At 38.8% G+C, this 15,225-nt stretch carries 17 protein-coding genes and 1 other annotated feature; of the genes, 16 read left to right on the top strand and 1 reads right to left on the bottom strand.

The window, feature by feature from the left end:
• Window positions 1-806 precede the first annotated feature (806 nt).
• Genes NSQ41_RS13925 through minD form a run of 5 tightly spaced genes read left to right on the top strand, consistent with a single transcriptional unit; the run spans window position 807 to window position 4,804 of the window.
• On the top strand, window positions 807-1,829 hold the full coding sequence (locus NSQ41_RS13925; protein WP_063387942.1) for a rod shape-determining protein: 1,023 nt from the start codon (window positions 807-809) through the stop codon (window positions 1,827-1,829).
• 16 nt (window positions 1,830-1,845) lie between these two features.
• Window positions 1,846-2,730 carry a rod shape-determining protein MreC gene (gene mreC, locus NSQ41_RS13920; protein WP_063387943.1) on the top strand — a complete coding sequence of 295 codons (885 nt, stop codon included), beginning with the start codon at window positions 1,846-1,848 and terminating at the stop codon, window positions 2,728-2,730.
• Window positions 2,727-3,245: a rod shape-determining protein MreD gene (gene mreD, locus NSQ41_RS13915; protein ID WP_339210165.1), complete on the top strand. Its 519-nt coding sequence runs from the start codon at window positions 2,727-2,729 to the stop codon at window positions 3,243-3,245. Before mreC ends, mreD begins: the two co-directional genes overlap by 4 nt.
• A 58-nt stretch (window positions 3,246-3,303) precedes the next feature.
• Complete coding sequence (minC, locus tag NSQ41_RS13910; RefSeq protein WP_082829524.1) at window positions 3,304-4,008, top strand: septum site-determining protein MinC; 705 nt, start codon at window positions 3,304-3,306, stop codon at window positions 4,006-4,008.
• On the top strand, window positions 4,001-4,804 hold the full coding sequence (gene minD / locus NSQ41_RS13905) for a septum site-determining protein MinD (RefSeq protein ID WP_339210164.1): 804 nt from the start codon (window positions 4,001-4,003) through the stop codon (window positions 4,802-4,804). Before minC ends, minD begins: the two co-directional genes overlap by 8 nt.
• Before the next feature lie 184 nt (window positions 4,805-4,988).
• Here the strand turns inward: minD and NSQ41_RS13900 are convergent, their stop codons facing one another.
• Window positions 4,989-5,540 carry a nitroreductase gene (locus NSQ41_RS13900; protein WP_339210163.1) on the bottom strand — a complete coding sequence of 184 codons (552 nt, stop codon included), beginning with the start codon at window positions 5,538-5,540 and terminating at the stop codon, window positions 4,989-4,991.
• A gap of 406 nt (window positions 5,541-5,946) precedes the next feature.
• Between NSQ41_RS13900 and NSQ41_RS13895 the strand changes: the two genes are divergently transcribed.
• The 11 genes from NSQ41_RS13895 to pheA all read left to right on the top strand — a co-directional run bounded on the left by NSQ41_RS13895 (window position 5,947) and on the right by pheA (window position 15,186).
• Window positions 5,947-7,185 carry an Nramp family divalent metal transporter gene (locus tag NSQ41_RS13895; RefSeq protein ID WP_339196949.1) on the top strand — a complete coding sequence of 413 codons (1,239 nt, stop codon included), beginning with the start codon at window positions 5,947-5,949 and terminating at the stop codon, window positions 7,183-7,185.
• A gap of 334 nt (window positions 7,186-7,519) precedes the next feature.
• On the top strand, window positions 7,520-8,314 hold the full coding sequence (locus tag NSQ41_RS13890; RefSeq protein WP_063387950.1) for a M23 family metallopeptidase: 795 nt from the start codon (window positions 7,520-7,522) through the stop codon (window positions 8,312-8,314).
• A complete protein-coding gene (locus tag NSQ41_RS13885; protein ID WP_117016766.1) occupies window positions 8,307-9,173 on the top strand; it encodes a M50 family metallopeptidase in 867 nt (288 codons plus the stop codon). Before NSQ41_RS13890 ends, NSQ41_RS13885 begins: the two co-directional genes overlap by 8 nt.
• Window positions 9,174-9,232: 59 nt before the next feature.
• Entirely contained in the window at window positions 9,233-10,699 is a 1,467-nt protein-coding gene (locus NSQ41_RS13880; RefSeq protein ID WP_339210161.1) for an Rne/Rng family ribonuclease, read from the top strand.
• 51 nt (window positions 10,700-10,750) lie between these two features.
• Window positions 10,751-10,826: a sequence feature (ribosomal protein L21 leader region), on the top strand.
• A 13-nt stretch (window positions 10,827-10,839) separates the two neighbouring features.
• Window positions 10,840-11,148, top strand: a complete 309-nt coding sequence (rplU, locus tag NSQ41_RS13875; RefSeq protein ID WP_063387953.1) for a 50S ribosomal protein L21 — start codon at window positions 10,840-10,842, stop codon at window positions 11,146-11,148.
• A 15-nt stretch (window positions 11,149-11,163) separates the two neighbouring features.
• Window positions 11,164-11,502: a ribosomal-processing cysteine protease Prp gene (locus NSQ41_RS13870; protein WP_063387954.1), complete on the top strand. Its 339-nt coding sequence runs from the start codon at window positions 11,164-11,166 to the stop codon at window positions 11,500-11,502.
• A 12-nt stretch (window positions 11,503-11,514) separates the two neighbouring features.
• The gene (gene rpmA, locus NSQ41_RS13865) at window positions 11,515-11,805 is read left to right on the top strand and encodes a 50S ribosomal protein L27 (protein ID WP_063387955.1); all 291 of its coding nucleotides are present in this window, start codon (window positions 11,515-11,517) and stop codon (window positions 11,803-11,805) included.
• Window positions 11,806-11,925: 120 nt separating this feature from the next.
• The gene (locus NSQ41_RS13860) at window positions 11,926-12,474 is read left to right on the top strand and encodes a Spo0B C-terminal domain-containing protein (protein WP_339210160.1); all 549 of its coding nucleotides are present in this window, start codon (window positions 11,926-11,928) and stop codon (window positions 12,472-12,474) included.
• A gap of 28 nt (window positions 12,475-12,502) precedes the next feature.
• Window positions 12,503-13,798, top strand: a complete 1,296-nt coding sequence (gene obgE / locus NSQ41_RS13855) for a GTPase ObgE (protein WP_063387957.1) — start codon at window positions 12,503-12,505, stop codon at window positions 13,796-13,798.
• 67 nt (window positions 13,799-13,865) lie between these two features.
• Entirely contained in the window at window positions 13,866-14,309 is a 444-nt protein-coding gene (locus tag NSQ41_RS13850) for an ACT domain-containing protein (RefSeq protein ID WP_063387958.1), read from the top strand.
• A 22-nt stretch (window positions 14,310-14,331) separates the two neighbouring features.
• On the top strand, window positions 14,332-15,186 hold the full coding sequence (gene pheA, locus NSQ41_RS13845) for a prephenate dehydratase (protein WP_063387959.1): 855 nt from the start codon (window positions 14,332-14,334) through the stop codon (window positions 15,184-15,186).
• Window positions 15,187-15,225 lie beyond the last annotated feature (39 nt).

The following is a 15,225-nucleotide window of genomic DNA, read 5'->3' as shown; positions in this document are numbered from 1 at the left end:
TTCGGACAGATTTTTGCGCTTCTAGACACGTAATGCGAACAACCACCGTTTTGCTGAATTTGCAGGGGGACTGATGGGAGACAGCACAACGGTATATAACATACTGACCAGCCTCGCAAAGCACGATAAAAAGCTGCTTGAAGCAGGGCAGTAACGTTATTACAACACATAAGTGCATGATAGAAGGAATTTCAAAAAAACATTTGCACGGCCTCGCGAGCTCCAAATGATGTCCGCATTTACAAAGGGTTTGCGACTTAAGAAGAGCCAAAGTTGGAGAAAAATCTCATATTTCAATAATAGATGAACTTGAAACTTCGGCAGAATTGTTATGTAATACTTTATTGGAGTCATTTGAATTGAAACACAATCAACTGAAAAAACCATTATTTTTTATGACATTCTAAACCATTGCTAATAAAGAGTGCAAAGGGGGGATTTGTAAACATAAAATAATATTTTTTGTATGGACTTGTAATATTTTTAAGTTATTATTCTCAATGGATAAATTAAATCAAGGCTTTCATACGGGCGGTATTTGCTGTGACATCTATTTTTCATCCTCTATTCTCCACTAGGAAAATTTTTTAGTAAAAATTTTTGAGGCGTCCAACACAATGATCAGCTTTTCATCAAGTTTCATGAAAAATACCTCGCAAATTTTTATTTTACGCAGGGTATTGATAGCACTTTTTTTTTTGAAAAATTACGTTATAATATAATTTATGGGTTTTTTCAATAATGATTAGACATTTACATGAATATAAAAACGTATTTATTTTGGAAGAAAGGGAGATACAACAGATATGTTTGGAATTGGTACGAGAGACCTTGGAATAGATTTAGGGACAGCCAATACGTTAGTGTTTGTGAAAGGAAAAGGTATTGTAGTGCGTGAACCATCTGTTGTTGCTTTGCAAACTGATACAAAGCAAATTGTTGCAGTTGGTAATGATGCAAAAAATATGATCGGGCGTACGCCTGGAAATGTTGTAGCACTTCGACCAATGAAAGACGGAGTGATTGCTGATTATGAAACGACTGCTACGATGATGAAATACTACATAAAACAGGCAACAAAAAATGCAGGTATTTTTTCGCGAAAACCTTATGTGATGGTTTGTGTTCCTTCGGGAATAACTGCGGTTGAAGAACGTGCGGTCATTGATGCAACGAGACAAGCAGGCGCTAGAGATGCGTATACGATCGAAGAGCCATTTGCGGCTGCTATTGGAGCCAACCTTCCAGTTTGGGAACCGACCGGAAGCATGGTTGTAGACATCGGCGGGGGAACAACGGAAGTTGCCATCATTTCTCTCGGCGGAATTGTGACAAGCCAATCTATCCGTGTTGCCGGTGATGAAATGGATGAAGCCATCATTAACTATATCCGTAAAACCTACAACTTAATGATTGGTGATCGGACAGCGGAAGCGGTGAAGCTTGAAATCGGTTCTGCAAGCGCTCCGGAAGGTGTTGAAAACATGGAAATTCGCGGAAGAGATTTGTTAACAGGCCTTCCGAAAACGATTGAAATTACTGCGACAGAAATTTCAGAGGCATTACGCGATACTGTCTATGCGATCGTAGATGCTGTAAAAATTACTTTGGAAAAAACTCCGCCTGAACTTGCGGCGGATATTATGGATCGAGGAATTGTTTTAACTGGTGGGGGCGCCCTTCTTCGCAATTTAGACAAAGTTATAAGCGACGAAACGAAAATGCCTGTAATCATTGCGGAAAATCCTCTTGATTGTGTAGCGGTCGGAACAGGAAAAGCTCTTGAACATATCCACCTATTCAAAAATCGTACAAAAGACCACAGATAAGTTAGAGGTGTAAATCATGCCACAATTTTTTCTAAATAAACGATTAATTGTGCTCCTTGTCGGGATCATTATTTTGGTGGCATTGATTGGTTTTTCCCTAAAGGAAGACCGCAATCTTTCGTGGCAGGAGAAGTTTATTCAAGATTCGGTTGGACTAGTCCAGAAGGTATTTCATCAGCCCGCACAATATATTGCGGGCTTCTTTGAGAATTTGAATCATTTAAAAAATACATACGAAGAAAACGAGCTGCTTCGCAAACAACTGAATAATTATATTCAATTGGAGGAAAAGCTGCAGGAATTAGAACAGGAAAACAAACAATTAAAAGAAGAATTAAAATTATCTGCTGATAACGATATAAGAAAATATAAGTCGATCCAAGGGACAGTCATCGCAAGAAATCCTGATCGTTGGCATGATTATATCAAAATTGATAAAGGCGAACAGCACGGAATCAAAAAAGACATGGCGGTTATAACGGCAAAAGGATTGATCGGGAAAGTGAAAAATACTTCTGAATTTACGTCCACCGTTCAGCTTTTAAGTGCTTCCGACAGAAAAAACCGGATTTCAGCAATGGTTCATACGAATAACGGAAAGGTATTCGGCCTCATTGTCGGCTACAGTGAGCAGGAAAATGCTCTTGAAATGAACATCATTGAATCAAATGCCCAAATAAAAGAAAATCAAATTGTAGCGACTTCTGGCCTTGGCGGAGTGTTTCCTGAAGGTTTAGTGATCGGAAAAGTAAAAAAAGTCGAACTTGATTCGTACGGATTAACAAAGATAGCTTATATAACCCCATCAGCTGACTTTTATGATATAGATCGTGTCATGATCATCGAGCGGGTTCTTCCAACAGTTGATATCAATCAATTGGAAGAGGAGGAAGACTCTTGAGAACATTTTTCCTCCCCGTAATGGTTATGTTTATTTTCGTATTGGAAAGCATCATCGTTGATCTTGTTCCGATCCCTTTTCTTTCAGATCATCAAGTGGCAGTTCCCCATCTTTTACTATTGATGATTGTCATCTTGGCGGCGTACGGCTCTCGGAAAATTGCCGTCATTTATGGAATTGTTTTCGGTTTATTGTTCGATGTTGTTTACACGCAAGTTATCGGCATATATGCTTTCGCATTTCCGACCTTGGCATATTTAGTGATACAAGCTTTGCGGGTGCTCAATCCCAATATTTTTGTTTTAATTTTTTTAACTGAGCTTTCCGTTGCATTGCTTGAATTTTTCACATACGGTATTTATTTACTAATCGGGATGACAGCTGTTCCTCTGCAATTGTTTACAATTGAACGCCTGCTACCGACACTTGCTCTGAATTTTGTATTAGCTTGTGTGTTAATCTATCCTTTAAAGAAATTCGTTTTGGGCTTGAAAATAGGTGAACACAACGATTAGGTTTTAAAGTTTGATAGAGGAGTTTTTGTTATTGCTGTCGAAATAGATTTTTGTTGGGGTGAACTTCGTGAAAGCTCAAAGACCATATTATGTAACGATAAAAGGCACAAAGGATGGATTGACATTATATTTAGATGATTCCTGTTCGTTTCATGATATTGTGAATGAACTGGATTCGATGCTCTCCAAAAGGCAGTATGTTCAGGAAAATGAACCGATGATCAGGGTGACGATAAAGGCTGGAAATCGTTTTTTGACGGAGGAACAAGAGGAGAAAATAAAAGACGTAATAAGAAAAAAAAGAAATTTAATTGTCGATGCAATTGATTCAAATGTCATCTCAAAGGAAGAGGCGTTGAAGTGGAAAGAGGAAGCAGATGTTATCTCAGTTGCTAAAGTCGTCCGTTCTGGGCAAGTGTTGAAAATTAGAGGGGATTTGTTGCTGATAGGAGATGTCAATCCTGGCGGGACAGTCATGGCAACGGGCAATATTTTTGTCATGGGGGCTTTAAAAGGCATAGCTCATGCTGGTTTTGAAGGGAATCGAAATGCAGTGATTGCCGCCTCCTTGATGAAGCCGACACAGCTGAGGATCTCCGATATTTTAAGTAGGCCACCCGATCAGAAGGAGCCATCATTTCGAAATGATATGGAATGCGCATATATTGATGAAAATGGGACAATCATTATTGAACGGATTCAACAATTAGCTCATCTGAGACCCAATTTAACTAGGCTTGAAGGGGGAATAATGAATGGGTGAGGCAATTGTGGTCACTTCTGGCAAGGGCGGGGTCGGCAAAACAACAACGTCTGCAAATGTTGGTACAGCCCTTGCCATTATGGGAAAGAAAGTTTGTCTAGTTGATACAGATATCGGCTTGCGGAACCTCGATGTTGTCATGGGATTGGAAAACAGGATTATTTATGATTTAGTTGATGTTGTCCAAGAACGATGCAAAATTCATCAAGCTCTCGTAAAAGATAAACGCTTTAATGATTTTCTTTATTTGCTGCCTGCAGCGCAAACTAGCGATAAAACTGCCGTAACACCTGAGCAGATGAAAAAATTAATTGACCAGCTAAAACAAGATTTTGATTATATTATTATCGACTGTCCTGCCGGGATTGAACAAGGATATAAAAATGCCGTATCCGGTGCGGATCAAGCGATTGTCGTGACAACACCAGAAGTTTCCGCTGTGAGAGATGCGGATCGAATTATCGGTTTGCTGGAGAAGGAAGATATTGAGCCGCCACGATTAATTATTAATCGGATCCGAAATCATTTAATGAAAAACGGTGATATGCTGGATGTCGATGAAATTGTCAGCCATCTTTCTATTGATTTGGTGGGGATTGTAATTGATGATGATGAGGTAATAAAAGCGTCTAATAATGGTGAACCGATTGTAATGAACCCTGACAATCGTGCTTCCATTGCCTACCGCAATATTGCGAGAAGAATTTTAGGTGAAGCGGTTCCGCTTCAATCATTAGATGAGCCTGAAAAAGGTGTTATCGCAAAAATCAAAAAATTTTTTGGAGTACGTGCTTAATCCTAATCAATTTAAAAATCACACTTCCTTGAATAAGGCATTAGCTTTTTTCTTTGCACACATTAGAATCACTGCCATCACACTGATATATCTCCCACCTGCTGATCGGTTTTTTCTTCTATCTCTTGAGGTGGGAGATTTTTTGAAGGCTGTACAAAATATTTCCTCTTGAATCTTTTCCCTTTCAATATGATTCAATAATCGTCAATTTTTCTTCTGCGTTTGTCCGCTGTTTTGGGTCTGGGATTGAGGCAGGATAGCCAATATGTAGAAGGCCGACAATTTTTTCTCCTGGTTCTACTCCAACTTTTTGTCGGAAAGATGGTGAATAAATATAAGCACCTGTTTTCCATATAACGCCAATACCTTTTTCCCATGCAGCTAGTTGAAAATTTTGGATTAATGCACTTGTCGCTTTTAAATCCTCCTCCCACTGCTTTTGACGCGGATCCTCTTTCATGATTACCAATAAATGTGCTGGAATCGGCAGCAGCTTTTCTCGTAATCGATCGATATTTTTTCCATTGTTCGTTTCTTGTGCAATAGCAGCAACTAATTTTTCTTTTCCTTCATTCATAAACAGCACGAACCGCCATGGCTCTCTTAATCCATGATTAGGAGCCCAAACAGCCGTATTTAATAATTCACATATTACTTCTTTAGGGATTGGATCTTTCTTAAATTCTTTAATCGATCGACGCTCTTTAATTATATTGGCTACTTTGTATGTTTCCATTGGTATTTCTGATGCCTCCTTAATAATAATGATTTTCAATTAGAATTATTTCAAAATTGAGGCGATATGTAAATGTTTATTTTTACAGTCGTAATCGTTTACAAAGGGAAGGAGACAGGTGCGAGAAATCATTTCAAACAGCTGATACAAGAGCAATGAAAACGATCGACTTAAAAATACAGAATATTCAATTAATAAAATATGAATTCTTTACATAAGAACTATAAATGAGAAAGTTTCGCATGGATGAACAATTGCTAAAACTAGATATAACAGCATGATGCGAAAATATGTTCATCCAGCAATTGATTCATGCACATTTATATTCCCTAATGAGAAAGATCATTCATAAGAAATATTAGATGACTCATTTCTACGTTCAAATCTCAGATGGAAGGTGACAGTGATGGAACATGGCAAATCCACAAAAAAGTGGCCGGCCGTTGGTCCGGGGTTAATTGTCGCAGCAACGGGCGTCGGAGCCGGTGATCTAGTTGCTGCCTTAGTTGCCGGTACAAATTTTGGGCTTGTCTTTTTATGGGCAATCATTATCGGGGCTATTTTAAAATTTGCCTTAAATGAGGGTGTTGGCCGATATCATTTGCTGACTGGAAAAACTATTTTAGAAGGCTGGCATTCTATGGGATTATGGGCAACAAGCTATTTTGGCGTTTATTCGGTTATTTGGGGATTTGTTTATGGAGCGGCTGCGACTTCATCTTGTGCATTGGCTCTGTCTGCATTATTTCCTGTCTTGCCTTTATGGGTATGGGCGGTTATAAGCGGTTTGTTAGGTTTTTTATTAACATGGATGGGGCAATATAAGCTATTTGAAAAAGTTATGAATCTTTTAATTCTACTTATGTTTATTTCGGTTGTCGGCTCAGCTGTTATTGTTTTGCCGGAACTTTCTGATATCATGGACACTGCTGTTCCGGCGTTGCCGAAAGGGTCACTGCTTTACGCACTCGGATTAATTGGGGGAGTTGGCGGATCCATTACCATGGCGTCTTATGGCTATTGGCTGCAGGAAAACAATTGGAAGGATCGATCCTACCTCCGCTACGTTAGATTTGACTCCATGATTGCCTATATTACTACAGCAGTTTTTACAATTTCTTTATTAATTTTGGGTGCTGCATTACTATATGGAACGAATACAAACATTAACGGTGAGCAAGGTCTCGTATCATTTGCTACCATTTTAGGAAACGAGCTGTCCCCAACTGTACGTATCTTATTTCTCATCGGTTTTTGGTCAGCTTCCTTTACATCAGTATTAGGTGTTTGGAATGGCGTCTCTTATTTATTTGCTGATTTTGTCTATACAGTTAAAAAACATGATGTGAATAAAGAACAATTAAGTAAGACAAAAGCTTATAAATTTTTTGTTTTTTGGTTAACATTCCCGCCAATGCTCTTGCATTTTATAGGAAAACCTGTGAGCCTCATTATTTTGTATGGTGCCCTTGGTGCGCTATTTATGCCCTTTCTGGCGCTGACCCTTATCTATTTGCTTAATAGTAAAAAGCATCTTCCTCATAAGGAAGATCGAAATAAATGGTTTTTCAATGTACTTTTGAGTTTAAATATTGTTTTATTTTTCATTTTATCGATCAATGAACTAGTCAACCTATTTCGTTAAGCGGCTTCAAATAAAAGGCAGTCTAGCTTTTGTGTTAATTCACCATATACTACTATTTCAAAAAGAAGACGACAAAAGCATTTTGTGGTCTTCTTTTTGATTTCAAAATTTTGCTTTTCTCGGATAGCGCCATATTTTATTTTGCTTCATCCAGTATTCCTTTGAACCAGAAAACAGTGAAGAACCTACTTACTAGGTTGTAGGTAAAAGTTCTTTATCAAGGTCAAAGATAAACATTTGCCTAGATATCGCTTTAAGAAATGCAAAATGGCTTTATTGTCATAAACGGTAAGGACAGGGCATAAACTTGTACAAAATTGCAAAAGGATGATGGATGATGAATCGTCGAGCAAAAGAAATAAAAAAACGAATAGCAAAGCGTAAACGAAAAAGAATGAACAGCATGCTTTCGAGCAGTTCAAGCAGCAGTGATGATATATCTGTTCCATTTATCAATCAAATCACACAAGAAAACGTGCAAGTTGACGCGGACTCCCCTCTTTATGTAGAGGCAGAAGGAAGTAAAAATTTTCATCCATTGTTCCGTTCGGACGTTTTTATAACAAAATTGCTAATCTCTGCCTGCATCGTCCTGATGATCGGTATTATTTTTAAAAATGACCGGGCAGAATTTCTGAAAGCTAGAGATTTCGTCAGCCATGTGATGGAAAAGGAGTTTAACTTTGCATATGTTTCCAAATGGTACGAAGAACAATTTGGGAATCCATTAGCGTTTTTGAAAAAACAATCGAAAGAAGAAAGTGGATCTAAAGAAAGTCAATATGCGGTTCCGGCATCAGGAAAGGTGCTTCAGAGCTTTAAAGATACCGGGCAAGGCGTGATGATCGAAACAAATAATAAAACGGTAGAGGCCATGAATGAAGGAATTGTTATTGAAGCTGGAAAGAAGGAGGATACTGGTCTGACTGTGGTGATTCAACATGCTGATGGAATAGAAACCTGGTATGGGAACCTGGAAGAGCTAAATGTAGCGCTGTATGACTTTGTCGAAACAGGAAAACCTGTAGGCAAAGTAAAGCAAAGCCAAAACCAGCATGGAACATACTATTTTGCCATAAAAAAGGGCGACACATTTATTGACCCGAGTCAGGTGATCTCATTTGAATAAATATTTTTCCTTATTGTCGAAAATACATATTCATCCTATCTTTTGGGTGTTGATTGCAATCGGAGCAATGACAGCGCAATTTAAAGCTCTTTGCATCCTTTTCTCAATAGTTTTTATTCATGAAATGGGGCATGCTGTTTGCGCCAGTTTTTTTTCATGGAGGATCAAGTCCATTCAGCTTCTTCCTTTTGGCGGTGTAGTGGAAATGGAGGAGCATGGAAATCGTCCCTTGAAAGAAGATCTGTTTGTTGTTATATCTGGACCGATTCAGCATTTATGGATGCAAATAGCTGCATGGATTTTTTGGGAAGCGAATTTCATAAACGACTCTACATATGAAATGTTTATTTTTTTTAATATGTCTATTTTCCTTTTTAATCTTGTTCCCATTTGGCCCCTTGATGGAGGAAAGCTTCTTTTTATTTTGCTGAGCAAACAAAAACCTTTTTCAGTTGCTCATAAGGAAATGCTTCGCATATCTGCAGTTGTTTTTTCATGTTTGTTCCTTTTTTTGCTTTTTTTTAACCCTACTCTTTTAAGCGGGTGGATTATCGCAGCCTTTATCGTCCACTCCATTTATACGGAATATAAACAAAGACAATTTGTATATATTCGCTTCTTGATGGAAAGGTATTATGGAAATCATCAAGCGTTTACAGTGTTAAAGCCGATCATTGTTGATCGCGATGATTTGATTTACCACGTGCTGCTGAAATTTCAGCGGGGTTGCAAGCACCCTATTATTGTGGAGGACGATGGAAAAAAACTTTTTCAGCTTGATGAAAATGAGCTGCTGCACAGTTTTTTTTCGGAAAAAAAGACGGACAGAAAAATGGGCGATTTACAGTACGTTTATTGACGCCTGCAGGAAAACATGATATTGAAATAGGAAACAATACATGAAAAGAGGTTGTTGGGTTGCGGCAATTAATTATAAATAAAAAAACGGATGATGAACGCATTGCATTGTTGGAAAACGGACGACTGGCGGAAGTATGGATAAAAGAAAAAAACACGATTGTCGGCAACATTTATAAAGGAAAAGTAACAAAAGTCCTTCCTGGTATGGAGGCTGTTTTTGTTGATTTAGGTCAGGGAAGAAACGGCTATCTTCACCGGAATGACATTATGTCATATTTTGAGACGTCCCGAACGAATGAGGCATTAAAAAATAAAAATGTCCGACATTTTATTTCTCAAGGTGAAGAGGTAATCGTTCAAGTTGTAAAAGAATCAGGAGAATTTAAAGGCCCTAAAGTCACAATGAATATTGAATTGCGATCCCCTTTTTTTGTATATCAGCCCTTTGGCCGCACGGTGGCAATTTCCAAAAAAATTATTTCCCAGGAAGAAAGAAAAAGATTGCAGCTTCTCGGGGAAACGTTATGCTCAAACAAAGGGGGCATCGTTTTCCGAACTGCTGCTGAAAGAGCGGATGACCAAACAATAAAAAAATGGTTCGATGACATGCTGAGCAGTTTTGAACAACAGCTGAAAAGCAAAAAAGTGCCAAGCTTATTATTCGGTTCAGAAAGTTTTGTAGAGCAAATTATCGCTGAAATTTCACCGCATGTATTGGATGAAATTGTCATTGATGACATAAGCACTGTAAAAGAATTGAAAAAAAATTACGGAGATTTGTTCCCATTTTCCATTGATTTTTATTCCGAAAACGAAAATATTTTTTCTTATTATGCAATCGAACATGAAATCGAAAAGGCGCTGAAAAAAATTGTTTGGCTAAAAAACGGCGCGTTTATCGTAATTGAAGAAACGGAAGCAATGATTGTCATTGATGTTAATACAGGGAAATTTTCGGGGAAAAATACGTACCGAGATACGGTTTTAAAAACCAATGAGGAAGCGGCAAAAGAAATTGCCCGGCAGTTAAGATTAAGAAATTTGAGCGGAATCATTTTGATCGATTTTATTGATATGGAGAAGGAAGATCGAAGCCGGATTTTGAGATTGTTTCAAAAAGAATTGGAAAAGGACCGCATTTTCACAAAAGTCATCGGTTTTACCGAATTAAATATATTGCAATTAACAAGGAAAAAAACTCGAAAATCTCTTTCCGAGCTTTTGCTCGAACCATGTCCAGCATGCGGCGGAACAGGAAGAAAAAGGACGGTTGAAAGCATTGCTTTTGAACTTGAAAGAACCCTTCTTGAACATGCTGGATCAGATGACGAAGCCGTCCTTGTAGAAGCGGCCCCAGAAGTTTGCGATTTTTTTACATGTGAATATGAGAAACATTTAAAAAAGCTTGAAGAACTAATAGGCATGAAGATTTTCTTCAGTCCTTCCGATCATGTAAAAGGATTCGAAATTCGCCAATGGGGAACAAAAGAGGAAGTGGCTTTACGGATCTCCAAAATGTATTGACATATACATTCATATTTTGTTAAGATCAATTTGTTATTGTTTTTTGTAGCACCCGTGCTACAACCGCTCAGTTTGGGTTAGAAGCTCGGTTATCCGACACCCTAATCTGGCGAGTCTTAGTTAAATAGGAGGTGCAGAATATGTACGCAATCATTGAAACTGGCGGGAAACAAGTGAAAGTTGAAGAGGGTCAAGCCATTTATGTGGAAAAATTAGACGCTCAAGAAGGTGAAACAGTTACTTTTGACAAGGTGCTTTTCGTTGGAGGAGACAACGTAAAGGTAGGTAACCCGCTGGTAGAAGGAGCTACGGTTACGGCAAAAGTTGAAAAGCATGGCCGAGGTAAGAAAATTATCGTTTTTAAATATAAACCGAAAAAAAATTACCGTAGAAAACAAGGTCATCGCCAACCGTACACAAAAGTTGTCATTGAAAAAATTAATGCATAATAAAGGCTGTTTCATATGATACATGTGACCATCCATCGTTCGAAAGAAGGATTCATCCGGTCGTTTACAATGAAAGGGCATGCGGACTTCGCAGAGCACGGGAAGGACATCGTATGTGCAGGCGCTTCAGCTGTTTCTTTTGGAGCAGTAAATGCGATCAAAGCTTTAGCCAATGTCGATATGAATGTTGAACAATCGGAAGAAGGCGGATTTTTGCACGTACAGGTTCCTGATCAAGTTGACACGGATTCATTTGAAAAAATCCAATTATTGCTTGAAGGAATGCTTGTTTCATTACAAACGATCGAGCGAGGGTATGGAAAGTTTATTCGAATCGTTACAAAAAAAGATTAGGAGGTGGCACTCATGCTAAAATTGGATCTTCAATTTTTCGCATCGAAAAAAGGAGTTGGGTCCACGAAAAACGGACGTGATTCCATCGCAAAACGATTAGGTGCAAAACGTGCGGACGGCCAATTTGTTACAGGCGGCTCCATTCTTTATCGTCAAAGAGGTACAAAAGTTTATCCTGGTTTGAATGTTGGCCGCGGCGGGGATGATACGCTTTATGCGAAAGTAGACGGCATCGTCCGTTTTGAACGATATGGACGCGACAAGAAAAAAGTCAGCGTGTATCCGATAGCAAAAGAAGCATAAGCAAACACTTGAAAAACTCTAGCCTTTTTGGTTAGAGTTTTCTTTTTCGGTGTTTTTTTAATGGAAAGTTGATATAATTTTTGTACATGTTTAAAAAGATAGCTTGATGGGAGTGGAACCATGGCTGATCAAAGAGAGAGATGGAGTATTGTTGACGCATTAAGCCACTCCAGACATGATTGGATGAATAAATTGCAATTAATTAAAGGCCATTTATCATTAAAAAAATACGATCGGGTGAAGGAAATTATTGATGAAATTGTCGTGGAAGCAAAGCAAGAATCAAAACTTTGCAATTTAAACATGCCCAGTTTTGCAGAGCTGCTTTTAACATATAACTGGAAAGGACACCTTCTCATTTTGGATTATGAAGTGCTAGGGGAAGCGATGGATTGTTCTAGTCTAGATGAGGAAATGTTCCATTTTACAACAGATCTTTTTCAAATCCTTAATCAAAATATTGATAAAAAACAAGAAAATCATATAACCATTACATTAGAACTCTTTAAAACAGAAAACAATGTCCGGTTCTTTTATGATTTTAATGGTATACTAACGGATGATAAGACTCTTTTAACATTTTTAGAGCAGTACCAATCAGATGCAATCACCATTCAACAAATACATTTTGATACATATGAATTTACATTGATGGTCAGTAAGTCGTGATGAAACAATGAAAGGAGGCTGAAGCTCAATGTTTGTCGATCAAGTGAAGGTATATGTGAAGGGCGGAGATGGCGGGAACGGCATGGTTGCTTTCCGCCGTGAAAAATATGTTCCGAAAGGAGGCCCTGCAGGGGGAGACGGCGGAAAGGGCGGAGATGTGATTTTTGAAGTGGATGAAGGTCTTCGGACGTTAATGGATTTTCGCTATAAAAAACATTTTAAAGCTCCAAAAGGCGAAAACGGGATGTCTAAAAATCAGCACGGGAAAAATGCCGAACCCCTTGTTGTGAAAGTTCCTCCCGGTACTGTTGTAATAGATGATGATACAAAAGAAGTGATCGCAGATTTAACCGAGCACGGGCAAAGAAGCGTGATTGCCAAAGGAGGACGGGGCGGCAGAGGAAACACCCGATTTGCCTCGCCAACGAATCCGGCGCCCGAAATATGCGAAAAAGGAGAGCCGGGCGAAGAACGATATGTAACATTGGAATTAAAGCTTTTGGCTGATGTCGGGCTTGTCGGATTTCCGAGCGTTGGAAAGTCCACTCTTTTATCAGTTGTATCAAGTGCTAAACCAAAAATCGCTGCCTACCATTTTACAACGATAGTGCCGAATTTAGGTGTTGTTGAGACCGAAGACGGACGCAGTTTTGTGATGGCAGATTTACCGGGTCTTATTGAAGGCGCTCATCAAGGAGTAGGTCTTGGACATCAATTTTTGCGTCATATTGAAAGAACAAGAGTCATCGTTCATGTCATTGATATGTCCGCAATGGAAGGCCGTGATCCGTATGAGGATTACCTGACGATCAATGAAGAATTAAAACAATATAATTTAAGGCTGACGGAGCGGCCGCAAATTGTTGTCGCCAACAAAATGGATATGCCAAATGCTGCTGAAAATCTTTCACAATTTAAAAGAAAGCTGCAAGACAAAAATGTCAGCATTTTTCCAATATCAGCCGTTACACGCCAAGGAATTCGCGAGCTGTTATTTGCTATTGCCGATTTATTGGAAAAAACGCCGGAATTCCCTCTTTACTTTGACGAAACGGAAACATCTGCTCCGAATCGTGTCGTGTATACATTAAAGGATGAAAAGCCGAGCTTTACCATCAGCCGTGACAGCGATGGAGCGTTTATTTTATCAGGTGAAAAGGTTGAAAAGCTGTTTAAAATGACCGATTTTTCAAGAGACGAATCCGTTCGCCGTTTTGCAAGACAGCTTCGCAAAATGGGGGTAGACGACGCATTAAGAGAGCGCGGTGCAAAAGATGGGGATACAGTAAGGCTGCTGGAATTTGAATTTGAATTCATTGAATAAAACATTTTGCACATAAAATCTGTGTCCTTCATGCTTCATCGCATATGGGTGGGAAAGGAGACGGTAGATGAAAGACGAAATTTTTTATTTGGTAAGGGAAGATGTGCTGCCGGAAGCAATGAAAAAAACGCTCGAAGTGAAAAAGCTTCTTGAACGAGGCAAAGTCTCGTCCGTTCAAGAAGCAGTGCAGCTCGTTGACTTGAGCCGAAGTGCGTTTTATAAATACAGAGACGCGGTTTTTCCTTTTCATACTGTTGTCAAAGAAAAAATCATTACGTTGTTTTTCCATTTAGAAGATCGTTCCGGAACGCTGTCGCATTTGCTTAAAGTTGTGGCTGAAGCAGGCTGCAATGTGCTGACAATTCACCAAACCATTCCAATTCAAGGAAGAGCCAATGTGACTTTATCATTAAACACGAACGGAATGAAAGAAGATATGAACGTTTTATTATTAAAATTGCGGAAGCTAGAATTTGTAGAAAAGGTCGAACTATTAAGTTCAGGTGCATAGAATTAGGAAGGAAGATATACAGATGAAAATCAGCTATTTGGGACCGAAAGCAACATTTACTCATTTGGCCGTCTCAAAATTTTTTGAAAACGATGTAAAACTAGTCCCTTACCGAACGATTCCACATGTCATGGATGCAGTCGTCAAGCAAGAAACAAACATTGCCGTTGTTCCGCTTGAAAACGCGCTTGAGGGGTCGGTCAATCTTACAATTGATTATTTAATTCATGAAAATACACTGCATATTGTCGGTGAAATTGTTGTTCCAATCAAGCAGCATTTAATGGTTCATCCTTGCAGGAAGGATGATTGGAAAAAAATCGAAAAAGTATTTTCTCATTCACATGCTATTGCACAATGCCATAAATTTTTACATGAGCATATGCCGGATGTTTCGATCGAATATGCCACATCGACAGGAGCCGCTGCAGAATATATCCATCAACATCCGGAAGAAAATATGGCTGTCATTGCCAATGAGTTGGCGGCAAAAGAGTATGATTTAGCTATTGTGAAATATAATATTCACGATTATGATTACAACCATACACGATTTGTTATTTTACATCCGGATCAAGATTTTCAAATAGAAAATAACCACCATAATAAAGTCGGTGAAAAGACGACATTAGTTGTAACGTTGCCGACAGACCATGTAGGCGCCCTGCATCAAGTATTGTCTGCATTTGCATGGAGAAAACTGAATTTATCAAAAATTGAATCTCGTCCAATGAAAACGGGATTAGGAGATTACTTGTTTATTATAGATATAGAATCAAAAATGGATGATGTTTTAATACCCGGGGCAATCCAAGAACTGGAGGCTTTAGGCTGCGGCGTCAAGATTCTCGGAAGCTTTCCGGCTTATAAACTATAAAAAAAGCCGAGCATCCATTGCAGGATGCCTGGCTTGATT

Origin of the sequence: Aeribacillus sp. FSL K6-8210 (assembly GCF_037963925.1) — a bacterium.
Classification (GTDB): domain Bacteria; phylum Bacillota; class Bacilli; order Bacillales; family Aeribacillaceae; genus Aeribacillus; species Aeribacillus composti.
This window is presented reverse-complemented; position numbering and strand designations above follow the sequence as displayed.